The 18,024-nt window shown below is 73.8% G+C and carries 17 protein-coding genes and 5 tRNA genes; 3 read left to right on the top strand and 19 right to left on the bottom strand.

Translation table 11 applies throughout. From position 1 onward, the window contains the following. Positions 1-74: 74 nt before the first annotated feature. The 7 genes from GBN72_RS31690 to GBN72_RS31660 all read right to left on the bottom strand — a co-directional run bounded on the left by GBN72_RS31690 (position 75) and on the right by GBN72_RS31660 (position 8,324). Positions 75-1,082, bottom strand: coding sequence for a Rieske (2Fe-2S) protein (locus GBN72_RS31690; RefSeq protein ID WP_151775430.1), 1,008 nt, complete (start codon positions 1,080-1,082; stop codon positions 75-77). Beyond that, a complete protein-coding gene (locus tag GBN72_RS31685) occupies positions 1,079-2,101 on the bottom strand; it encodes a phytoene/squalene synthase family protein (RefSeq protein ID WP_151775429.1) in 1,023 nt (340 codons plus the stop codon). The genes GBN72_RS31690 and GBN72_RS31685 overlap by 4 nt, the downstream gene beginning before the upstream one ends. After that, positions 2,088-3,659: a phytoene desaturase family protein gene (gene crtI, locus GBN72_RS31680; RefSeq protein WP_151775428.1), complete on the bottom strand. Its 1,572-nt coding sequence runs from the start codon at positions 3,657-3,659 to the stop codon at positions 2,088-2,090. Before crtI ends, GBN72_RS31685 begins: the two co-directional genes overlap by 14 nt. Further along, the gene (locus tag GBN72_RS31675) at positions 3,656-4,873 is read right to left on the bottom strand and encodes a polyprenyl synthetase family protein (RefSeq protein WP_151775427.1); all 1,218 of its coding nucleotides are present in this window, start codon (positions 4,871-4,873) and stop codon (positions 3,656-3,658) included. The genes crtI and GBN72_RS31675 overlap by 4 nt, the downstream gene beginning before the upstream one ends. 352 nt (positions 4,874-5,225) lie before the next feature. After that, positions 5,226-6,395 carry a D-alanine--D-alanine ligase family protein gene (locus GBN72_RS31670; RefSeq protein WP_151775426.1) on the bottom strand — a complete coding sequence of 390 codons (1,170 nt, stop codon included), beginning with the start codon at positions 6,393-6,395 and terminating at the stop codon, positions 5,226-5,228. Positions 6,396-6,501: 106 nt separating this feature from the next. Beyond that, positions 6,502-7,542, bottom strand: coding sequence for an NAD(P)H-dependent glycerol-3-phosphate dehydrogenase (locus GBN72_RS31665; RefSeq protein ID WP_151775425.1), 1,041 nt, complete (start codon positions 7,540-7,542; stop codon positions 6,502-6,504). After that, positions 7,539-8,324, bottom strand: coding sequence for a lysophospholipid acyltransferase family protein (locus tag GBN72_RS31660; RefSeq protein ID WP_151775424.1), 786 nt, complete (start codon positions 8,322-8,324; stop codon positions 7,539-7,541). The genes GBN72_RS31665 and GBN72_RS31660 overlap by 4 nt, the downstream gene beginning before the upstream one ends. Positions 8,325-8,538: 214 nt before the next feature. Between GBN72_RS31660 and cofC the strand changes: the two genes are divergently transcribed. Beyond that, on the top strand, positions 8,539-9,180 hold the full coding sequence (cofC, locus tag GBN72_RS31655) for a 2-phospho-L-lactate guanylyltransferase (protein ID WP_151775423.1): 642 nt from the start codon (positions 8,539-8,541) through the stop codon (positions 9,178-9,180). Between the two features lie 24 nt (positions 9,181-9,204). Beyond that, entirely contained in the window at positions 9,205-9,417 is a 213-nt protein-coding gene (locus GBN72_RS31650) for a hypothetical protein (protein ID WP_151775422.1), read from the top strand. Positions 9,418-9,530: 113 nt separating this feature from the next. On the opposite strand, the gene GBN72_RS31645 is transcribed toward GBN72_RS31650, so the two are convergent. The 4 genes from GBN72_RS31645 to leuC form a co-directional block, all read right to left on the bottom strand. Continuing rightward, positions 9,531-10,190: an HU family DNA-binding protein gene (locus tag GBN72_RS31645; RefSeq protein ID WP_151775421.1), complete on the bottom strand. Its 660-nt coding sequence runs from the start codon at positions 10,188-10,190 to the stop codon at positions 9,531-9,533. 137 nt (positions 10,191-10,327) lie between these two features. Further along, positions 10,328-10,558: an SCO5555 family protein gene (locus tag GBN72_RS31640; protein ID WP_151775420.1), complete on the bottom strand. Its 231-nt coding sequence runs from the start codon at positions 10,556-10,558 to the stop codon at positions 10,328-10,330. 338 nt (positions 10,559-10,896) lie between these two features. After that, positions 10,897-11,490 (bottom strand): 3-isopropylmalate dehydratase small subunit, encoded by a 594-nt coding sequence (leuD, locus tag GBN72_RS31635; RefSeq protein WP_151775419.1) that lies wholly within the window; start codon positions 11,488-11,490, stop codon positions 10,897-10,899. A gap of 27 nt (positions 11,491-11,517) precedes the next feature. Then, on the bottom strand, positions 11,518-12,942 hold the full coding sequence (gene leuC, locus GBN72_RS31630) for a 3-isopropylmalate dehydratase large subunit (RefSeq protein WP_151775418.1): 1,425 nt from the start codon (positions 12,940-12,942) through the stop codon (positions 11,518-11,520). Between the two features lie 156 nt (positions 12,943-13,098). Between leuC and ndgR the strand changes: the two genes are divergently transcribed. Further along, on the top strand, positions 13,099-13,815 hold the full coding sequence (ndgR, locus tag GBN72_RS31625; protein ID WP_151775417.1) for an IclR family transcriptional regulator NdgR: 717 nt from the start codon (positions 13,099-13,101) through the stop codon (positions 13,813-13,815). A gap of 141 nt (positions 13,816-13,956) precedes the next feature. Here the strand turns inward: ndgR and GBN72_RS31620 are convergent. From GBN72_RS31620 to GBN72_RS31585, 8 genes are all read right to left on the bottom strand, one after another. Beyond that, positions 13,957-14,032 (bottom strand) — tRNA-Glu (locus GBN72_RS31620). A 28-nt stretch (positions 14,033-14,060) separates the two neighbouring features. Beyond that, positions 14,061-14,132, bottom strand: a tRNA-Gln gene (locus GBN72_RS31615). A gap of 22 nt (positions 14,133-14,154) precedes the next feature. Then, positions 14,155-14,227, bottom strand: a tRNA-Glu gene (locus tag GBN72_RS31610). Positions 14,228-14,256: 29 nt separating this feature from the next. Then, positions 14,257-14,329: transfer RNA gene (locus GBN72_RS31605), tRNA-Glu, on the bottom strand. A gap of 21 nt (positions 14,330-14,350) precedes the next feature. Continuing rightward, a tRNA-Gln gene (locus GBN72_RS31600) sits at positions 14,351-14,422 on the bottom strand. A gap of 95 nt (positions 14,423-14,517) precedes the next feature. After that, positions 14,518-15,264: an HAD family hydrolase gene (locus GBN72_RS31595; protein WP_151775416.1), complete on the bottom strand. Its 747-nt coding sequence runs from the start codon at positions 15,262-15,264 to the stop codon at positions 14,518-14,520. After that, positions 15,261-16,781, bottom strand: a complete 1,521-nt coding sequence (locus GBN72_RS31590) for a hypothetical protein (RefSeq protein WP_151775415.1) — start codon at positions 16,779-16,781, stop codon at positions 15,261-15,263. The genes GBN72_RS31595 and GBN72_RS31590 overlap by 4 nt, the downstream gene beginning before the upstream one ends. Before the next feature lie 181 nt (positions 16,782-16,962). Beyond that, positions 16,963-17,559: a YceI family protein gene (locus GBN72_RS31585; protein WP_151775414.1), complete on the bottom strand. Its 597-nt coding sequence runs from the start codon at positions 17,557-17,559 to the stop codon at positions 16,963-16,965. Positions 17,560-18,024 lie beyond the last annotated feature (465 nt).

The raw sequence follows: 18,024 nt of genomic DNA, 5'->3' as shown, positions 1-18,024 counted from the left end.
CGCCCCGGGCCCGGCTGCGGACGCGCACCCGGCAGCGGCTCGTCCGAGGGGCCCGGGGCGCGCCCGGGGGTTGCTCAGCCCGGGAACCGGCCGGTGCCGCGGAGCGCCCAGCGGCGTTCGGCGTAGGCGAGGTCGTCCCGCCACAGGCGGCCGGCGGTCCGCCGCATCAAGGGGCGCAGCACGGGGGCGGCCGCCCGGGCGAGGGCGAAGCCGCGCCGGTCCGAGGCGGCGACGACCGCCTCGACGACGGCGGTCCGCGGGTGGGGGTCGTCGGCGGCCGTCAGGGGCGTGGCGTGGGTCTCCACCACCGAGGTGCGCCCCTCCCCCTCGGTGATGCGCATGACGACGGTGCGGGGCCCGGGGGCGGTGAACTCGGCCCGGACGGGCACCACCAGGCGGTCGGTGACCCGGAAGGAGACGTCGACGACGAAGGCGTCGTCGTCCTCCCCGCGGGGCGGCCGGGCCACCGTGAGGTCCACGAAGGAGTACGGGTGGAACCACGAGCCGTGCCAGGGGTCGAGCCGGTTGGCGACCACGTCCTCGGGTTCGCACCGCCCGACGCCGGTGTACACGGCGTCCACGCCGCTGCCCGTCCCGGGCCGCGCGGGGACGAGGGGGAGGGCCGTCGGCTCCTCGCCGCCGACCGCGTCCAGCCGGACCCACACCAGGACCCCGTCGTCGTGCACCGGGTACGGCTCCCATCCGGCGGTGGCGCCGCCCCGGAGGGCCAGGCCGTGCCAGTGGCACACCAGGGTGCCGCACACCACCCGGCTGTCCCGCAGGGGGGCGCCGAGGTGCGGGCACGCGCCGGGGCCCGCGCGGAGTCCGCCGCCGTCCGACCGCCAGAGCACGACCTCGCTCCCGCCGACGGTCCGGCCGTACGGGCGGTCGGCGGCGCGCATGCCGCGGGAGGCGCCGACCACGAACCAGTTGCCGGAGGGGCGCGCGGAGGCCCGTTTCAGCGCCTGGGCGATCAGGCCGGGCCGCGCGTCACGCCAGGTGGGCGTCTGCGCCGCCCACGCCGACCGGCGGCGGCGCCGCAAGGGGGAGGTCCAGCCGTCCCGGTCCGTTCGCTCGCTCACTCGACGGGTCCTTTCCAGGAGAGCGCCGCGCCCGGGCGGGGTGCGCGGCGTGCGGTGCGGGCGCGGGCCCGCGCGCCGGCGATCTGTGCCAGTCCGGCGGCCGCCGTGACGGCGCGCCGTCCGGCGGACACCACGGCGCGGCGGTGCAGCACCGCGTACCCCTGGTCGGCGATCGCGTCGAGGATCCCGCCGTAGAGGGTGTGGGCGGTGCGCACGCAGGGGCGGGTCCGCGGGTCGAGGAGCGCGATGCCGGGTTCCGCCGCGCGGTAGACCTGCCTGGTCAGCGCCTCGGCGGCGAGCAGGGCGGCCCGGATGCGCGGGTCGGTGCGGCCGGTGCGGCGGCTCCACTCCAGCAGCGGCCGGTCCACCCCGTGCGCGCCGAGGAGGTCCGCCGGCAGGTAGATCCGGCCGCGGTCCAGGTCCTCGCCCACGTCGCGCAGGAAGTTGGTGAGCTGGAACGCCTCCCCGAGGGCCGCCGCGTAGGGGGCCGCCTCCTCGCGGGGCGCCACCGTGCCGAGCACGGGCAGCATCTGCAGCCCGATCACCGCGGCCGACCCGTGCATGTAGGTCCGCAGGTCGGCGTAGGTCGGGTAGTCGGTGACGTGCAGGTCGCTGCGCATCGAGGTGAGGAAGTCGGCGAACAGCGGGTGCCCGATGCCGTACCGCCCGGCGGTGTCGGCGACGGCCCGGACCACCGGATCGTCCCCCGTCCCGGTCCGCCCCGTCCCGGTCCGCCCCGTCCTGGTCCGCAGGGCGCGGGCGAGGTCCGTCTCGAGGCGCCGCAGCGCCGCGTCGCGCTCGGCGGGCGTCCGGGGCCCGTCGAGGTCGTCCACGAGGTCGTCGGCCCGGCGGGCGAACCCGTACAGCGCGTGCACGGCGGACCGGCGTTCCACCGGCAGCAGCCGGGTGGCCAGGAAGTAGGTGCGGCCGTGGCGGGCGTTGAGCCGGCGGCACCGGGTGTAGGCGGCGCGCAGCGCGGGGTCGGTGATCCGGGCGGCGTCGAGTTCACGGCGCGTCATGGACACCTGCCGGGGCCGGCGGGACGGCCCGGTCGGCGCGTGGCGCCGGCGGAAGGTGCACGGACGTCCTGCGCGGGGTCCCTCCGGTGACGCGGGCGGCGGCGAGCCTGCCGCTGATGAGTACCGTGGGCACCCCGACGCCGGGGGTCGTGCCGCAGCCCGCCAGCACCACGTTCTCCGCGCCGCGCACCAGGTTGCGGGGGCGGAACGGGCCGGTCTGGGCGAAGGTGTGGGAGACGGAGAAGGGGCTGCCGTCGGCATGGCCCTGCCCCGCCCAGTCCAGCGGGGTGACGAGCAGTTCCTCCTGGACGCTGTCCGCGAACCCGTCCAGTCCCCGCCGCTCCAGTTCGGCGACCAGACTGTCCCGGTAGCGGGGGCCCAGGTCGTGCCAGGCCGCCGCGGAGGGGCCGACGGCGGTGTTCGGGCAGGGCGCGAGGACGTAGTGGAGGTGCCGGCCGGGCGGCGCCAGGCCGGGGTCGTGCGTGGTGGGGCGAGTGATCAGCAGCGACGGGTCGCTCATCAGGCGTCCGGTACGGGTGAGTTCCTCGAAGGTGTCCTCCCAGGCGGCGCCGAAGGACAGGGTGTGGTGGGCCAGCGAGTCCCAGGTGCGGTCCGTCCCGGCGTGCAGGACGACGGCCGACGGCGAGTGGCGCAGCCGTACCGGACGCTTCGGGGCACGCCCCAGGAGTCCGTGCGCGGCGGGCAGTTCGCAGGTCAGCACCACGGCGTCGCAGGCGATGCGTTCGCCGGTGGCGAGCCGCACCGCGCGGACCCGGCCGGCGGCGCGTTCCAGCGCGGTCACCTCGGACGAGTAGCGGAACCCGGCGCCCGCGCCGGCCGCCGCGGCGGCCATCCCGCGGGGCAGCGCGTGCATGCCGCCCCGCGGGAACCAGACGCCGGCCACGGTGTCCATGTAGGCGATCACCGCGTAGGCGGCGAGGGCCCTGGCCGGGGCGACGCCGGCGTACAGGGCCTGGAAGGAGAAGACGCGGCGCAGCCGGGGGTCGGCGAGGAACCGGCCGATGCGCCGGTCGAGGCGGCCGAACCCGCCGAGAGCCGCCAGGCGCGCCAGGTCCGGGTGCAGGAGCTGGAACGGCGAGTCGAAGTTGGTGTCGATGAAGCGCCGCATCTGGGCCCGGTACAGCCGCTCCAGCCACTCCCGCAGCTTGCGGTAGCCGTCCGCCTCGGCCGGTCCGGCGAACCGCCTGACCTCGTCCTCCATGGCCGCGCCGTCGGTGTGGACGTCGAGCGCGCTGCCGTCGGCGAAGGCCGCCCGGTAGGCCGGGTGCAGGGGGGTGAGCTCCACGTGGTGGCGGAGGCTGTCGCCGACCGCGGCGAACGCCTCGTCGGCCAGGTGGGGCATGGTCAGCACGGTGGGGCCGGTGTCGATCGCGTATCCGCCCAGGCCGACCCGGCCGGCCCGGCCTCCGGGGCCGGCGTCGCGTTCGACGACGGTGACGCGGCGGCCCGCGCCGAGCAGGTGCAGCGCGCAGGCGAGGCCGGAGAGCCCGGCGCCCACCACGACGACGTGGTCCGTGGGACCCGGTACCGTCCTCACGCCGCCTCCCCGGTGTCCGCGAGGGTGACCCCGGCGGCCCGGCCGACCAGCTCGGCGAACTCCCGCCGCACGGCCGGGTGGGCGCCGCTCCGGCCGAAGTGCCGCAGGGCGGTCACGGCGAGTTCCCCGATCCTCGCCTCGACGGCGGCCCGCGCCCCGGTCCGCGTCAGCGCGGCGCGCATCCGCCGCACGTCCTGGTCCGTCCCGGCCGGCGCGTCCGGGGCGAGCGCGGCGGCGGCCGCGGTGTCGCCGGCGGCCTCGGCGAGCCGGAGCCCGAGGGCGAGCAGGCAGGTCAGCTTGCGGGTTCGCAGGTCGTCGTCGGCCGGCTTGCCGGTCAGCGCCGGGTCGCCGAACGCGCCGAGCAGGTCGTCGCGGAGCTGGAAGGCCAGCCCCGCGCAGCGCCCGGCGCGGCGCAGCTCGTCCAGGGCCGGTCCCTCGGCCCCGGCCAGCGCCGCCCCCAGCGCGAGGGGGCGTTCGACCGTGTACATGGCGCTCTTGAGGGTGGCGATGGTCAGCGCCTCGTCCAGGCCCGAGGCGGCGGTGGCCTGGGCGCGGACGTCCCGGTACTGCCCGGCCACCATCTCGCCCCGCATGGCCTGCCAGGTACGCAGCAGCCGCCGTCCGTGCGGCGAGCCGAGCGCCGTCTCCGCCATCAGGTCGTCCGCCCAGGCCAGCGCCAGGTCGCCGGCGAGCACGGCGGCGGAGAGGGCGAACGTGCCCGGCGGGCCGGCCGTCCGCCGCGCGTCTCGGTGCGCCTCCTCGAACTCCACGTGCAGGGCCGGGCCGCCGCGGCGCAGCGTCGACCCGTCCATCACGTCGTCGTGCACCAGCGCGCACGCCTGGACGAGTTCCAGGGCCGCGCCCGTGCGGGCCACGGGCGCGGCGTCGCCGGTGCCGCCGACGGCCCGCCATCCGCACCAGGCGAACGCGGCGCGCAGCCGCTTGCCGTCGCGGCGCACGAACGCGGCGAGGCGGTCGGCGACGTCGCGGGCGAAGACGGGGTCGGTGTCGCGTGCCCTGGCCAGCGCGTCGTCCAGCACGCCGGCGAGTTCCGTCTCGGCCGCCCGGACGGCCTCCCGGGCCGTGAGCGGGCCGTCGCCGCCCCGGCCGTCGTCGCCTGGGCCGTCGCTGCCCCGGCCGTCGTCGCCCGGGCCGTCGCGTGGGCCGTCGAGCCGCCTGACCGGTTCGGCCACCGTGAGCCGCAGTCCCAGCATGCACAACCCCTCTTCACTCTCGGTCAGCTGCACGCCAGTGCTTCGGCCGGGGGATGGTGGATGGATGCGCTGATCCCTGCCCGCTCCGGGCGCCCTCCCGGCCCGGCGTCACCCCACCGGCCCTGTCCGGGTGACCGGGCCGGGGGATCCCGGGCGGCGAAGGGGAAGGAGGATGGGCACGAGAAACGACGAACCGCCCGCGGTGCGGCGGGCGGTTCGTCGTGGGGCGGGAGAAGGGGCGGGACTCCGCGGCCCGGGAACACGTGGGATCCCCCGGCGGGGCCCGGGGGGGGCGGCTACGCCGGAGGCGCGAGGCGGCGCCCCGCGAGGCGGCGCCCCGCGAGGCGAACCGTTACCTCAGGCCCGTCCGCCGCCGCAGCGCCGCCCGCAGCAACCGGTCGACCAACTCCGTGTAGGACACCCCGGACTCCTCCCACATCCGCGGGTACATGGAGATCGGCGTGAACCCCGGCATCGTGTTGATCTCGTTGATCACGAACTCCCCTTCCTCCGTGAGGAAGAAGTCCGCCCGCACCAGCCCCTCGCAGGACGCCGCCTCGAACGCCTCGACGGCCAGGCGCTGGACCTCGGCCGTCTGCTCCGGCGTGAGCGGCGCGGGGACGATGCCGGCCGCGGAGTCGATGTACTTGGCCTCGAAGTCGTAGAAGGAGTGGCTCTGCGCCGGGGGGATCTCCGCCGGGACGCTGGCCCGCGGGCCGTCCTCGAACTCCAGGACGCCGCACTCGATCTCGCGCCCCACCAGCGCCGCCTCGACGATGATCTTGGGGTCGTGGAACTGGGCCTCGGCGATGGCCTCGTCCAGTCCGGACAGGTCGTCGACCTTGGTGATGCCGATGGACGAGCCCGCCCGGGCCGGCTTCACGAAGAGCGGCCAGCCGTGGTCGCCGGCCAGGTCGACGATCTTCTTGCGGGCCGCGGCCTGGTCCAGCTCCCACTCGCGGGGGCGGATCACCACGTAGGGGCCGACCTTCAGGCCGAAGGAGGTGAAGACCCGCTTCATGTACTCCTTGTCCTGCCCGACGGCGGAGGCGAGGACGCCCGCGCCGACGTAGGGGACGCCGGAGAGCTCCAGCATGCCCTGCAGGGTGCCGTCCTCGCCGTAGGGGCCGTGCAGGACGGGGAAGACCACGTCGATCTCGCCCAGCGTCTTGGAGACCGATCCGGGCTCGCTGTAGACGACCTCGCGGCTGGCCGGGTCGACGGGGAGCACCACGCCGCCCTCGGCGGACTCGGCGAGTTCCTCCACGGCCGGGACGACGCGGTCGGTGATCGCCATCCGGTCCGGTTCGTCGGCGGTCAGGGCCCAGCGCCCCTCCCGGGTGATGCCGATCGGCAGGACGTCGTACTTCGTCCGGTCGATCGCGCGCAGCACGGCGCCGGCGGTGACCACGGAGATGCCGTGCTCGGAGCTGCGGCCGCCGAAGACGACGGCGACGCGCGGCTTGCGCTGCGGCTGCCCGGCGGTCCGCTCAGGGCTCTGGGGGAGGTTCTGGGTGCTCATAACGGATTGAGCGTACCCGCTGGTTCCGGACAGGTCAGCGGGCACGGTCGGGCACACGGACGATTCGCCCGGTCTGCCCCGCGCGAGGGGGCCGACCAGGCGTCCTTCAGCGGCGTTCCGGTTTGGGATCGCGTCCCATGAGCTCCTTGAGGGCGACGACCGGCGGCTTGCCCTCGTGGACGATCTCGACCACCGTCTCGGTGATGGGCATGTCCACCCCGTGCCGGTGGGCGAGGTCGCGCACCGACTCGCAGGACTTGACGCCCTCCGCCGTCTGCCGGGTGACCGCGATGGTCTCCTCCAGCGTCATCCCCTTGCCGAGGTTGGTGCCGAAGGTGTGGTTGCGGGAGAGCGGCGAGGAGCAGGTCGCGACCAGGTCGCCGAGGCCGGCGAGGCCGGCGAAGGTGAGCGGGTCGGCGCCCATGGCCAGCCCGAGCCGGGTGGTCTCGGCGAGCCCGCGGGTGATCAGCGAGCCCTTGGCGTTGTCGCCGAGGCCCATGCCGTCGGCGATGCCGACCGCGAGGCCGATGACGTTCTTGACGGCGCCGCCGAGTTCGCAGCCCACCACGTCGGTGTTGGTGTACGGCCGGAAGTAGGGAGTGTGGCAGGCGGCCTGGAGGCGGCGGGCGACCGACTCGTCGGCGCAGGCCACCACGGCGGTGGTGGGCAGCCGGGAGGCGACCTCGCGGGCCAGGTTGGGGCCGGTGACCACGGCGACGCGCCCGGGGCCCACCCCGGCGACCTCGGCGACCACCTCGCTCATCCGCATCGCGGAGCCCAGCTCGACGCCCTTCATCAGGGAGACCAGCACGGTGCCGGGGGCGAGCAGCGGCGCCCAGGCGGCCAGGTTGCCGCGCAGGGTCTGCGAGGGGACCGAGAGCACGGTGAAGTCGGCGTCGCGGGCCGCCTCGGCCGGGTCGGTGGTGGCCCGGATCCCCGCGGGCAGTTCGGCGCCCGGCAGGTAGTCGGCGTTCACCCGCGTGGAGTTGATCGCGTCGACCACGTCCGGACGGCGCGCCCAGAGGGTGACCTCGCATCCCGCGTCGGCGAGGACGATCGCGAAGGCGGTGCCCCAGGAACCGGCGCCGAAGACGGCCGCCTTCACGGGGGCGGCCGTACCGGGTCCGCCCGTCTCGGGTCCGGTCACCTGCCGTTCCCCTCCCCCGACGCGGTGGACCCGGCCTGCTCGGCGGCCTGCCGGGCCGCCCTGCGCCGCTGCTCGATGCGAACCTCACGGGGGTCGTACCGCACCTCGGGCGCCTTCTCGCCGCGGATCTGCTCCAGCTCGCGGGTGATGGCGTCCATGATGACGTCGGTGCACTCCTTGAGGAGCTCCGGCGTCATCTCCTTGTCGTAGAAGCGCGACAGGTCGACGGGCGGGCCGGCGGTCACCCGCACCGTCTTGCGCGGGAACAGGCTCGGCTTCTTCCCGTACGGCGCCAGGACCTCGTTGGCCCCCCACTGGGCGACCGGGACGACCGGGCACTTGGTGCGCAGCGCGACCCGGGCGGCGCCCGTCTTGCCGGTCATCGGCCACACGTCCGGGTCACGGGTGAGGGTGCCCTCGGGGTAGAAGGCGACGCACTCGCCGCGCTCCACGGCGTCGATGGCGCCGCGGAAGGCGCTGAGCGCGTCGGTGGACTCCCGGTAGACGGGGATCTGCCCGGTGCCGCGCATGACGGCGCCGACGAAGCCCTTCTTGAACAGTCCGCTCTTGGCGAGGAAGCGCGGCAGCCGGCCGGTGTTGTACTGGTAGTGCGCGTAGACGAGCGGGTCCACATGCGAAATGTGGTTCACCACGGTGATGAAGCCGCCCTCGGCCGGAATGTTCTCCATTCCTCGCCAGTCCCGCTTCAGCAGAAGCACCAGCGGCGGTTTTGCGATGACCGCTGCGAAGCGGTACCAGAAGCCGATTCTGCGGCGAGGCACGCGCACACCTTCCTCTTGGGCACTCCGGGCCGTACGGGGAGCCGTACGGGGCGGGGGCCTGGTTCTTCGGATTCGGCCGGTCGTGGGTCGCACAAGTGTGGCCCCGGGCCGACCGTCTGTCGAGAACACCGTACGCCCCGTCCGACGGCCGCCGTCGCCCTGTCGCCGGACCCGCGGGGGGACAATGTCGGCGTCGAGAGAAGGACGAACACGCGTGCACTGGACCCTGGTCATCCCCCTGAAGCCCCTCGCGCGGGCCAAGAGCAGGCTGTCGGACGCCGCCTCGGACGGGCTGCGGCCGGGCCTCGCGCTCGCGTTCGCGCAGGACACCGTGGCGGCCGTACTGGCCTGCCCCGAGGTACGCGATGTGGCGGTAGTCACGGACGACGCCCTGGCCGCACGGGAACTGGGGGCCCTGGGGGCGCGCGTCGTACCGGAGGCCACGTCGGGCGGCGGTCTGAACGCCGCCCTGGCCCACGGCGCCTCGGTGGCCCGCCGGGCACGGCCCGGCGGGGCGGTGGCCGCGCTCAACGCGGATCTCCCGGCACTGCGGCCGGCGGAATTGGCCCGCGTCCTGGAAGCGGCGGCGGAATTCCCCCGGGCCTTTCTCCCGGACGCGGCGGGAATCGGGACGACATTGCTGGCGGCTTCGCCCGGCCGGGAATTGCGTCCGGAATTCGGGGAGGATTCCCGGGCCCGGCACGCGGCCTCGGGCGCCGTCGAGCTGCTGCCGGCGGACGTGGACTCGGTGCGCCAGGACGTGGACACCGCCGCCGACCTGCGGGCCGCCCTGGCACTGGGGGTGGGCCCGCGCACGGCCGTGCTGGCCGCGCTCCTGCTGCCGGCCGGCCCCTGAGCGGCACGCCGGTACCCTGACGCCATGCATGCCACCGCTTACACCTTCGACCCGGACACCCGCACCGGTCAGGTGCTCCTCGACGACGGCACGCCGGTCCCCTTCGACGCCGCCGCCTTCGACGCGGGCGGGCTGCTGCTGCTGCGCCCGGGCCAGCGGGTGCGCCTGGAGGTGGCGGACGCCCCTGCGGCCGGCGGTGCCCCGCGGATCACCCTGGTGACCCTGCAGACCTTCTGAACCCCGCGGCGGGCCCTCCGGACCGCGCGGACGGCCCGTGACGCGCTGCGGGCCGGAGCTCCTGGGAGGAGTCCGGCCCGGCGCGTGAGCAGCCCCGAAGGCGCGTGGCGTTCCTACTTGCCGCCGCGCGAGGTGGTCTTCTTCGCGGTGGTCTTGCGCGCCGTGGACTTCTTGGCGGGCGCCTTCTTGGCCACGGCCTTCTTGGCCGGAGCCTTCTTGGCGGCCGTCTTCTTGGCGGTGGCCGTGGTCTTCGCCGGGGTGGTCTTCTTCGCGGCGGCCGAGGTCTTCTTCGCCGTCGCCGACGTGGTCTTCTTGGCGGCCGCGGTGGTCTTCTTGGCGGTGGCCGTGGTCTTCTTGGCCGCCGTGGTCTTGGCGGCGGAGGCCTTCTTCGCGGCGGTGGTCTTCTTGGCCGCGGCCTTCTTCACGGTGGCGGAGGCGCCGCCCGTGAGGCTGCCCTTGGGGGCCTTCTTCACCGCGACGTCGTTCTTCGGGAGCTTCTTGGAGCCGCTGACCAGGTCCTTGAAGCCCTGGCCGGCGCGGAAGCGGGGCACGGAGGTCTTCTTGACCCGGACCCGCTCCCCCGTCTGGGGATTGCGGGCGTAGCGCGCCGGACGGTCGACCTTCTCGAAGGAACCGAAACCGGTGACCGACACCCGGTCCCCGGCGACGACCGCGCGGACGATGGCGTCCAGGACCGCGTCCACCGCGTCGGCGGCCTGCTGACGGCCACCGACCTTGTCGGCAATCGCTTCTACGAGCTGCGCCTTGTTCACGTCTTCCCCTTCGGAGACATTTGCCAGAACGTATCCGTTCAAGCGTTTTCGCACGTTAGGCAGATATATACCGCAAATCAAACACGAAACGGGCTAATCACCCTTGTGCCGCAACGGACTCGACCGCCCCGGAGTGCTCAGTGGCTCTCGGCGGGGAATCGCCCCTGCGCGAGGTCCTCCGTGAACCTCTCCAGCCGCCTTGTCGCGTCGGCGAGATCGTGCTTGGCCGCCGCCGTGATGATCAGCAGCTTCCGGGTCAGCGCCACCCGTACGCCCTCCGGGACTTGCAGTGCGCGCACCTGTGTGTGCGCTTCTTTGAGCCGGTCCGCGACCGCCGCATAGAGCGCGAGTTGGCCGTCGTGTTCCATGCACAGATTGTGCCATCTAGGGCGAGTTGTCGCCTGCGCAGGGGGCAACTGCTGCCTGGACGGGCCCTTCGACGGCATCCGCCGGGGGTGCCGCCACGGCCCGGGTACCCGCGCAACACCGCAGCTAACACAGGGAGTTGGGAACGAATCGGGCGGCGTCAACCTGTCTACGCGGCAGGGCGCGGCAGTACCCCCGATCGTGGCGGCGGGGCGCGTCGGAGCCGCTTTCGGGGTGGCCGAAAAAGGCCCCCGGAACCGACCGGTCAGGTCGGTTCCGGGGGCCTTGGCGTGGCGGGCCGCTCGGAGCGGAAGGGCTCGGGGCGGCGCCCGGCCCGGGCTCAGGCGGCGAGCGTCCGGGGCTTGTGGGCGGGCCGCCCCGCCTCGTAGGCGGCGATGTCCGCCTCCTCGCGCAGGGTGATGGAGATGTCGTCGAGCCCGTTCAGCAGCCGCCAGCGGGAGTTCTCATCCAGCTCGAAGGCCGCGGTGACACCCTCGGCACGCACCTCGCGGGCCTCGAGGTCGACGGTGATCTCGGCGGTCGGGTCCTTCTCGACCAGCTCCCACAGCGCGTCGACCACGGACTGCTCCAGCACCACGGTGAGCAGGCCGTTCTTCAGCGAGTTGCCCCGGAAGATGTCGGCGAAGCGGGAGGAGATCACGGTCTTGAAGCCGTAGTTCTGCAGCGCCCAGACGGCGTGCTCGCGCGACGAGCCGGTGCCGAAGTCGGGGCCGGCCACCAGGACGGTGGCGCCCTCCCGCTCGGGGCGGTTGAGGACGAACTCCGGGTCCTTGCGCCAGGCCTCGAAGAGCCCGTCCTCGAACCCGTCCCGGGTGACCTTCTTGAGCCAGTGCGCGGGGATGATCTGGTCGGTGTCGACGTTGCTGCGGCGCAGCGGGACGGCACGGCCGGTGTGAACGGTGAAGGCTTCCATGGTGTGGGTTCCTCGGTTCCAGATCTCTCAGACGCCGGCGGGGACGGGCGCGTCGGTCAGGTCGGCCGGGGAGGCCAGCCGGCCCAGGACGGCGGTGGCGGCGGCCACCGGCGGGGAGACCAGGTGGGTGCGGCCACCCTTGCCCTGACGTCCCTCGAAGTTGCGGTTGGAGGTGGAGGCGGAGCGCTCGCCGGGGGCGAGCTGGTCCGGGTTCATGCCGAGGCACATCGAGCAGCCCGCGTGCCGCCATTCGGCGCCGGCCTCCTTGAAGACCACGTCCAGGCCCTCGGAGACCGCCTGCAGCCCGACCCGCGCGGAGCCCGGGACGACCAGCATCCGTACGCCGTCGGCGACTTTGCGGCCCTTGATGACCTCGGCGACCGAACGCAGGTCCTCGATGCGGCCGTTGGTGCAGGAGCCGACGAAGACGGTGTCCACCTTCACCTCGCGCAGCGGCGTGCCGGCCTCCAGGCCCATGTACTCGAGGGCCTTCTCGGCGGCGAACCTCTCGGACGCGTCCTCGAAGGAGGCGGGGTCCGGCACGGAGGCCGAAAGCGGCGCGCCCTGGCCGGGGTTGGTGCCCCAGGTGACGAACGGGGCGAGTTCCGCGGCGTCGATGACGACCTCGGCGTCGAAGACCGCGTCGTCGTCGGTGCGCAGGGTCCGCCAGTACTCCACGGCGGCGTCCCAGTCGGCGCCCTGCGGCGCGTGCGGGCGGTCCTCGAGGTACGCGAAGGTGGTCTCGTCGGGGGCGATCATGCCCGCGCGGGCACCGGCTTCGATCGACATGTTGCAGATGGTCATCCGGGCCTCCATCGAGAGATTCTCGATGGCGCTGCCGCGGTACTCCAGGACGTAGCCCTGGCCGCCGCCGGTGCCGATCTTCGTGATCACGGCGAGGATCAGGTCCTTGGCGGTGACGCCCTCGGGCAGCTCGCCGTCGACGGTGATCGCCATGGTCTTCGGGCGGGCCATGGGCAGCGTCTGGGTGGCCAGCACGTGCTCGACCTGCGAGGTGCCGATGCCGAACGCCAGCGCGCCGAAGGCACCGTGGGTGGAGGTGTGCGAGTCGCCGCAGACCACCGTGGTGCCCGGCTGGGTCAGCCCCAGCTGCGGTCCCACCACGTGGACGACGCCCTGCTCGACGTCGCCCAGCGAGTGCAGCCGGACGCCGAACTCGGCGCAGTTCTTGCGCAGCGTCTCCAGCTGGGCGCGGGACACCGGGTCGGCGATCGGCTTGTCGATGTCGATCGTCGGGGTGTTGTGGTCCTCGGTGGCGATGGTGAGGTCGAGGCGGCGCACGCTGCGTCCGCTCTTGCGGAGGCCGTCGAAGGCCTGGGGGCTGGTCACCTCGTGAAGCAGGTGCAGATCGATGTAGAGGAGGTCGGGCTCGCCCTCGGCGCGCCGGACGACATGGTCGTCCCAGACCTTCTCCGCCAGTGTCCTACCCATCGCTTTCCCTTCGGCGGGGACCTCGTCGGCCCCGCACTTCTTGAGACTCAGGTGGCGGCCGCCTGGAGCAGCGACCACGACGCCATGCATCCAGAGTGGCGGCTTCCACGGGAAAGTGAACTTGCGTTTCACAGAGTGAGACGCGAATATCGTTGCATGGACAACAGCAGCGGCGTCGGCGTTCTGGACAAGGCCGCCCTTGTACTGAGCGCTCTCGAGTCCGGTCCGGCCACCCTCGCGGGTCTGGTCGCGGCGACCGGACTGGCAAGGCCCACGGCCCATCGACTGGCCGTGGCACTGGAGCACCACCGCATGGTGGCGCGGGACATGCAGGGCCGTTTCATTCTCGGGCCCCGCCTGGCCGAGCTGGCCGCGGCGGCCGGCGAGGACCGGCTGCTGGCCACCGCCGGCCCGGTGCTCACCCATCTCCGGGACGTCACCGGGGAGAGCGCCCAGCTCTATCGCCGCCAGGGCGACATGCGGATCTGCGTCGCCGCCGCCGAGCGCCTGTCCGGACTGCGGGACACCGTTCCCGTGGGGTCGACGCTGACCATGAAGGCCGGCTCGTCGGCGCAGATCCTGATGGCCTGGGAGGAGCCGGAGCGGCTCCACCGCGGCCTCCAGGGAGCCCGGTTCACCGCCACCGCGCTCTCCGGCGTGCGGCGCCGCGGCTGGGCCCAGTCCATCGGCGAACGCGAGCCGGGCGTCGCCTCGGTGTCCGCCCCCGTGCGCGGCCCGTCGAACCGGGTGGTGGCGGCCGTGTCCGTCTCCGGTCCGATCGAGCGCCTCACCCGGCATCCGGGCCGGATGCACGCGCAGGCCGTCATAGACGCGGCCTCGCGGCTCTCCGAGGCGCTGAGGCGCGCCAGCTGACCCCGAACGGCCCGTGCCCGCCCGCCGAGCGGGCACGGGCCGTTCTCACACCACCCGTTCCACACCCCGCCTCACCACCGGCACGCGAACGACCAGCGCACGAACAAGGGTCCCGTTCTGTGAACGGGACCCTTGTCCTACTGGTACCCCCGACCGGATTCGAACCGGCGCTACCGCCTTGAGAGGGCGGCGTGCTAGGCCGCTACACAACGGGGGCGAGGATCTTACGTTTCCGCAGATCCGAGCTGGTCTACCTGGACTCGAACCAAGACTAACTGAACCAGAATCAGTCGTGCTGCCAATTACACCATAGACCAATTACATGGTTAGACCAGTTTGTACCCCCGACCGGATTCGAACCGGCGCTACCGCCTTGAGAGGGCGGCGTGCTAGGCCGCTACACAACGGGGGCCTTTGTTGCGATCCTCCGGAGAGAATCAGTACCCCCGACCGGATTCGAACCGGCGCTACCGCCTTGAGAGGGCGGCGTGCTAGGCCGCTACACAACGGGGGCTTTGCAGATGAGCTCTGCGAGCTGGCCTACCTGGACTCGAACCAAGACTAACTGAACCAGAATCAGTCGTGCTGCCAATTACACCATAGGCCACTGGAACGCAAGCCCCCACGCCGGGGGTTCTTGTTCTAGTTTCGCGCTTCCTGTCCCGGGCTGTTCGGCCCGTTCCCCTCGGCGCAGGAAGAACATTACCCGAAGGTTGACCGTGCTCCAAAACGGGTTTCCGCCCCCAGGACCGCGGGCAGCTCCGCGAGCGAGCGGATGCGCCGCCAGGCGCGCTCCCCCGCGCCGTCACCCGTCTCCCCGGCGGGCTCCTCGCCGTACCGGTCGATCAGGACGGAGAGCAGGCCTGCCTCGGCGGCGCCCCGCCCGTCGATCTCCGGGTGGTCGCCCACGTAGGCCACCTGCTCCGGCGGCAGTCCGAGGGCGTCGCAGGCCGCGTGGAAGGCCTCCGCGGCGGGCTTGGCGACGCCCAGGTCGACGGCGCAGAGCACCGCCTCGAAGCGGTCCAGCACGCCCAGGGTGCGCAGCTTGTGCTCCTGCACCAGCAGGCTGGAGTTGGACAGCACCGCGTGGCGGTGGCTGGGGACCAGGGCCTCCAGGGCGGGGAGGAAGTCGGGGAAGAGCGCCCAGGCGGACTCGTAGTGCGCGATGTACCGCCCGAACCAGGCGTCGGCCTCGTCGTCGTCCAGGTCCCGGCCGGTGAAGGCCCGCACCCGCTCCCGGCAGTGCTCCTCGTAGGTGAGCTCGCCGGCGGACACCCTGGCCCAGTGGAACTCGGTCACCTCGAACCAGCGGGCGAGGGCGTGGTCGGGGCTCTCGAAGGCCGTCGACAGGCCCTCGGCGGCCACATGGGCGGCGATTCCGCTGCGGTCGGCGGCGCGGTAGTCGAAGAGGGTGTCGTCAACGTCCCATACGACGGCCTGGATCCTCATGGTTCGACGGTACGCCCGCCACCGGCACCCTGTCCCCGTTCCGGCCCGGCCGGTCCGTCCGGCGGCAGCCAGGCGACGTGGCCCCCGGCCAGCTCCGCGGGACGCCAGCCACCGGCGTAACCGGGAGGCCGTCGGCCGTCCACGGTGATCACCGCGAGCGGCTGGGAGCGCCCGAGGCGCAGCAGCCCGGCCACCGTGATGCTGCCGTCGTGGCCGCCGGCCGGCTGCCGGGAGGAGCAGCCCGCGTAGTAGGCGACGGGGACGAACTGGTCGCCGGTGACCACGCAGGGGGGACGCACGCCGAGGCGGTGCAGTTCCGCGGCGGCGGCGGTCAGCTCCCGGTGCTGGGCCCGGCTGCGCTCGGTCACGGTGGCCGCCACCGCGAGCTGGACCGTCACGTGGCCGAGCAGCAGCAGCGCCAGCGCGCCGCCGAGCAGGGCCCGGGTGCGGCCGCGGGCGCGGCCCACGGCGCGGACGGCGGCGGCCAGCGCCTCGGCGACCGGGACCGCCAGCAGGGCGTAGGCGGGCAGCAGGAAGCGGGGGGCGGCGTAGTCGATGGTGAACAGGTAGGTGACGGCGAGCGAGGCGGCGACGACGGTGGCGAGGACCGAGGCGGCCCCCCGGCCGGCCCGCCGGGCGGCGACGACCCCGGCGGCGGCGGCCAGAGGCAGCAGGAACCACCACAGGGCGGTCCAGCGGTGGTTCCAGGGGCCGGTGCAGGGACGGCACAGGGTCCGGCCGACCAGGGAGCGGATCTGGTCGTCGACGGCGAAGTGCAGGCCCATGCCGCCCTGGATCTCCCCCGCGCGCCTCAGCCGGGCGAGCGGGCCCCCGTAGGACGCGTACGCCTCCACCACCCAGGGCAGCGCGCCGAGGGCCAGCCCGGCGGCCAGCAGCAGCGGCAGGGCCCGGTGGCCCCGCCACGCGGGCACCAGCAGGGCGGCGGCCACCAGCGGCAGGGCGAGCCAGAGGCCGTCGGCCGGACGCATCACGGCGACGAAGGCGACGGCCGCGGCCGCGAGCCAGGGGGCGCGGCGGTCCTCTGCCGCGCCGGGGCGGCGGCGTACCGCGCGCAGGAACCAGCCGGTGGCCGCCAGCGCGCCCAGGGCGCACCAGACGTTGGGCATGGCGCGGGGGCCGTAGAAGAGGGTGATCCAGAGCCCGGCGAAGAAGAGTCCCGCGGCGCCGAGGACGGCGGGCGGGAGCAGGGCGCGCCAGGCGCGCAGGGCGACCAGCAGCCCGAGTCCGGCGAGGACGGCCAGGTAGACGCGCAGCACCGCCGGGGAGGCGGCGGATTCCGTGAGCGCGGCGACCGGGGCGCTCAGCCAGCTGACGCCGCGGGCACGGGGGGCCGAGAAGTAGGCGGTGGGGGTGCCGCCCTCGACCTGGGTGACGTAGACGATCTCGTCCCAGCCGAGCCCGGTACCGGGGATCAGGACGAACTGGGCGGCGGTGAAGACGGCGGCTGCCGCCGCGGGCCACAGCACTGCGGGTCGCGCGACCATGAGGTGAGGCATGGATACCAGCGTGCGGGCCGGCGGTGCCGGTGCACAGGGGGCACGGGGGCCGCGTCCCGCAGGAGGGGGACCGCGTGTAGCCCGACTGCGCCCGGACGTGGGCCGCGCGCGGGCCCCGGGCGCGGGCGGCGCGCGTTCCCCGTCCGGGGCCCGGACGGGGAACCTGCGCAGCCCATGGGCGTCAGGCGCTCTTGACGGCGGAGATGTCGAAGCGGAGCTTGATCTTGTCGGAGACCAGCACACCGCCCGTCTCCAGCGCGGCGTTCCAGGTGACGCCCCACTCGGAGCGCAGGATCTCGCCCCGGCCCTCGAAGCCGACGCGCTCGTTGCCGAACGGGTCCTTGGCGGCGCCCTGGAACTCCAGGTCGATGGTGACCGGCTTGGTGACCCCGAGGAGGGACAGGTCGCCGGTGACCCGGTAGTCGTCGCCGCCGACGGCCTCGATCCGCGTGGAGCGGAAGGTCATGGTCGGGAACTCGTCGGTCTTGAAGAAGTCGGCGCTCTTGAGGTGTCCGTCACGGTCGGCGGAGCCGGTGTCGATGCTCTCCACGACGATGTCCAGCGAGGCGGTGGACTTCGACGGGTCCGAGCCGTCCAGGTGGAGGGCGCCGGTGAACTCGCGGAACTGGCCCTTGACGTTGGTGACCATCGCGTGGCGGGCGACGAAGCCCAGCGTGGTGTGCGACGGGTCGAGGGTGTAGTCCCCGGTCAGGGCGGCGAGGTCCGGGCTCACCGGGGTGTTCTCGGCGCCGGCGTTGCTGCGGTTGAAGATGCCCATGGTGTGCTCCTCAGGGGGTCGGGACGACGGATGGAACGCGAACGGTCAGGCTGTCGGTTGAAGATTCAACGACCTCCGACGTCTCCGAAGGTAGCGCGATTCTGTTTAAGATTCAACCGACTCGGGGAGGTAAGCTCCGGCATCACCCGGCCGGCCCCACCCGCGCACCGGCGCGGGCCGTCCCCCGGGTGGAGCACGCCCTTTGTGCGACTCCTACAACCGGACGGGCGGTCGGGCAGGAGGAACGCCTGCATGGCCCAGGTCTTCTGTTCGGTAGCACCAGGAAATCGCGCCGGACACTGTACGGAGTCGATGGCCCCGTCCCTCAGGCCCGCTTCGTAAGGTCGCTGCATGACCGTTGTGGATGAGGCGCTGGGCGAGCCCACTGAGGACCTGAACGAGCCGGCCGACGCGCGAGGGCGCGTGGCGGAGCTGCGCGAGATCCGGGCGCGTGCGCTGGCGGGG

Source organism: Streptomyces abyssomicinicus (assembly GCF_008974245.1).
In the GTDB taxonomy this organism is placed as follows: Bacteria; Actinomycetota; Actinomycetes; order Streptomycetales; family Streptomycetaceae; genus Streptomyces; species Streptomyces abyssomicinicus.
Note: the sequence above shows the minus strand (reverse complement) of the source record. Positions and strands in the feature narration are given on the sequence as shown.

Coding starts and splice junctions, on each gene's coding strand:
- GBN72_RS31685 (WP_151775429.1), bottom strand. CDS start 2,101: ATGACGCGCCGTGAACTCGACGCCGCCCGGATCACCGACCCCGCGCTG.
- GBN72_RS31675 (WP_151775427.1), bottom strand. CDS start 4,873: ATGCTGGGACTGCGGCTCACGGTGGCCGAACCGGTCAGGCGGCTCGAC.
- GBN72_RS31670 (WP_151775426.1), bottom strand. CDS start 6,395: ATGAGCACCCAGAACCTCCCCCAGAGCCCTGAGCGGACCGCCGGGCAG.
- GBN72_RS31650 (WP_151775422.1), top strand. CDS start 9,205: ATGCATGCCACCGCTTACACCTTCGACCCGGACACCCGCACCGGTCAG.
- GBN72_RS31640 (WP_151775420.1), bottom strand. CDS start 10,558: ATGGAACACGACGGCCAACTCGCGCTCTATGCGGCGGTCGCGGACCGG.
- leuD (WP_151775419.1), bottom strand. CDS start 11,490: ATGGAAGCCTTCACCGTTCACACCGGCCGTGCCGTCCCGCTGCGCCGC.
- leuC (WP_151775418.1), bottom strand. CDS start 12,942: ATGGGTAGGACACTGGCGGAGAAGGTCTGGGACGACCATGTCGTCCGG.
- ndgR (WP_151775417.1), top strand. CDS start 13,099: ATGGACAACAGCAGCGGCGTCGGCGTTCTGGACAAGGCCGCCCTTGTA.
- GBN72_RS31595 (WP_151775416.1), bottom strand. CDS start 15,264: ATGAGGATCCAGGCCGTCGTATGGGACGTTGACGACACCCTCTTCGAC.
- GBN72_RS31590 (WP_151775415.1), bottom strand. CDS start 16,781: ATGCCTCACCTCATGGTCGCGCGACCCGCAGTGCTGTGGCCCGCGGCG.
- GBN72_RS31585 (WP_151775414.1), bottom strand. CDS start 17,559: ATGGGCATCTTCAACCGCAGCAACGCCGGCGCCGAGAACACCCCGGTG.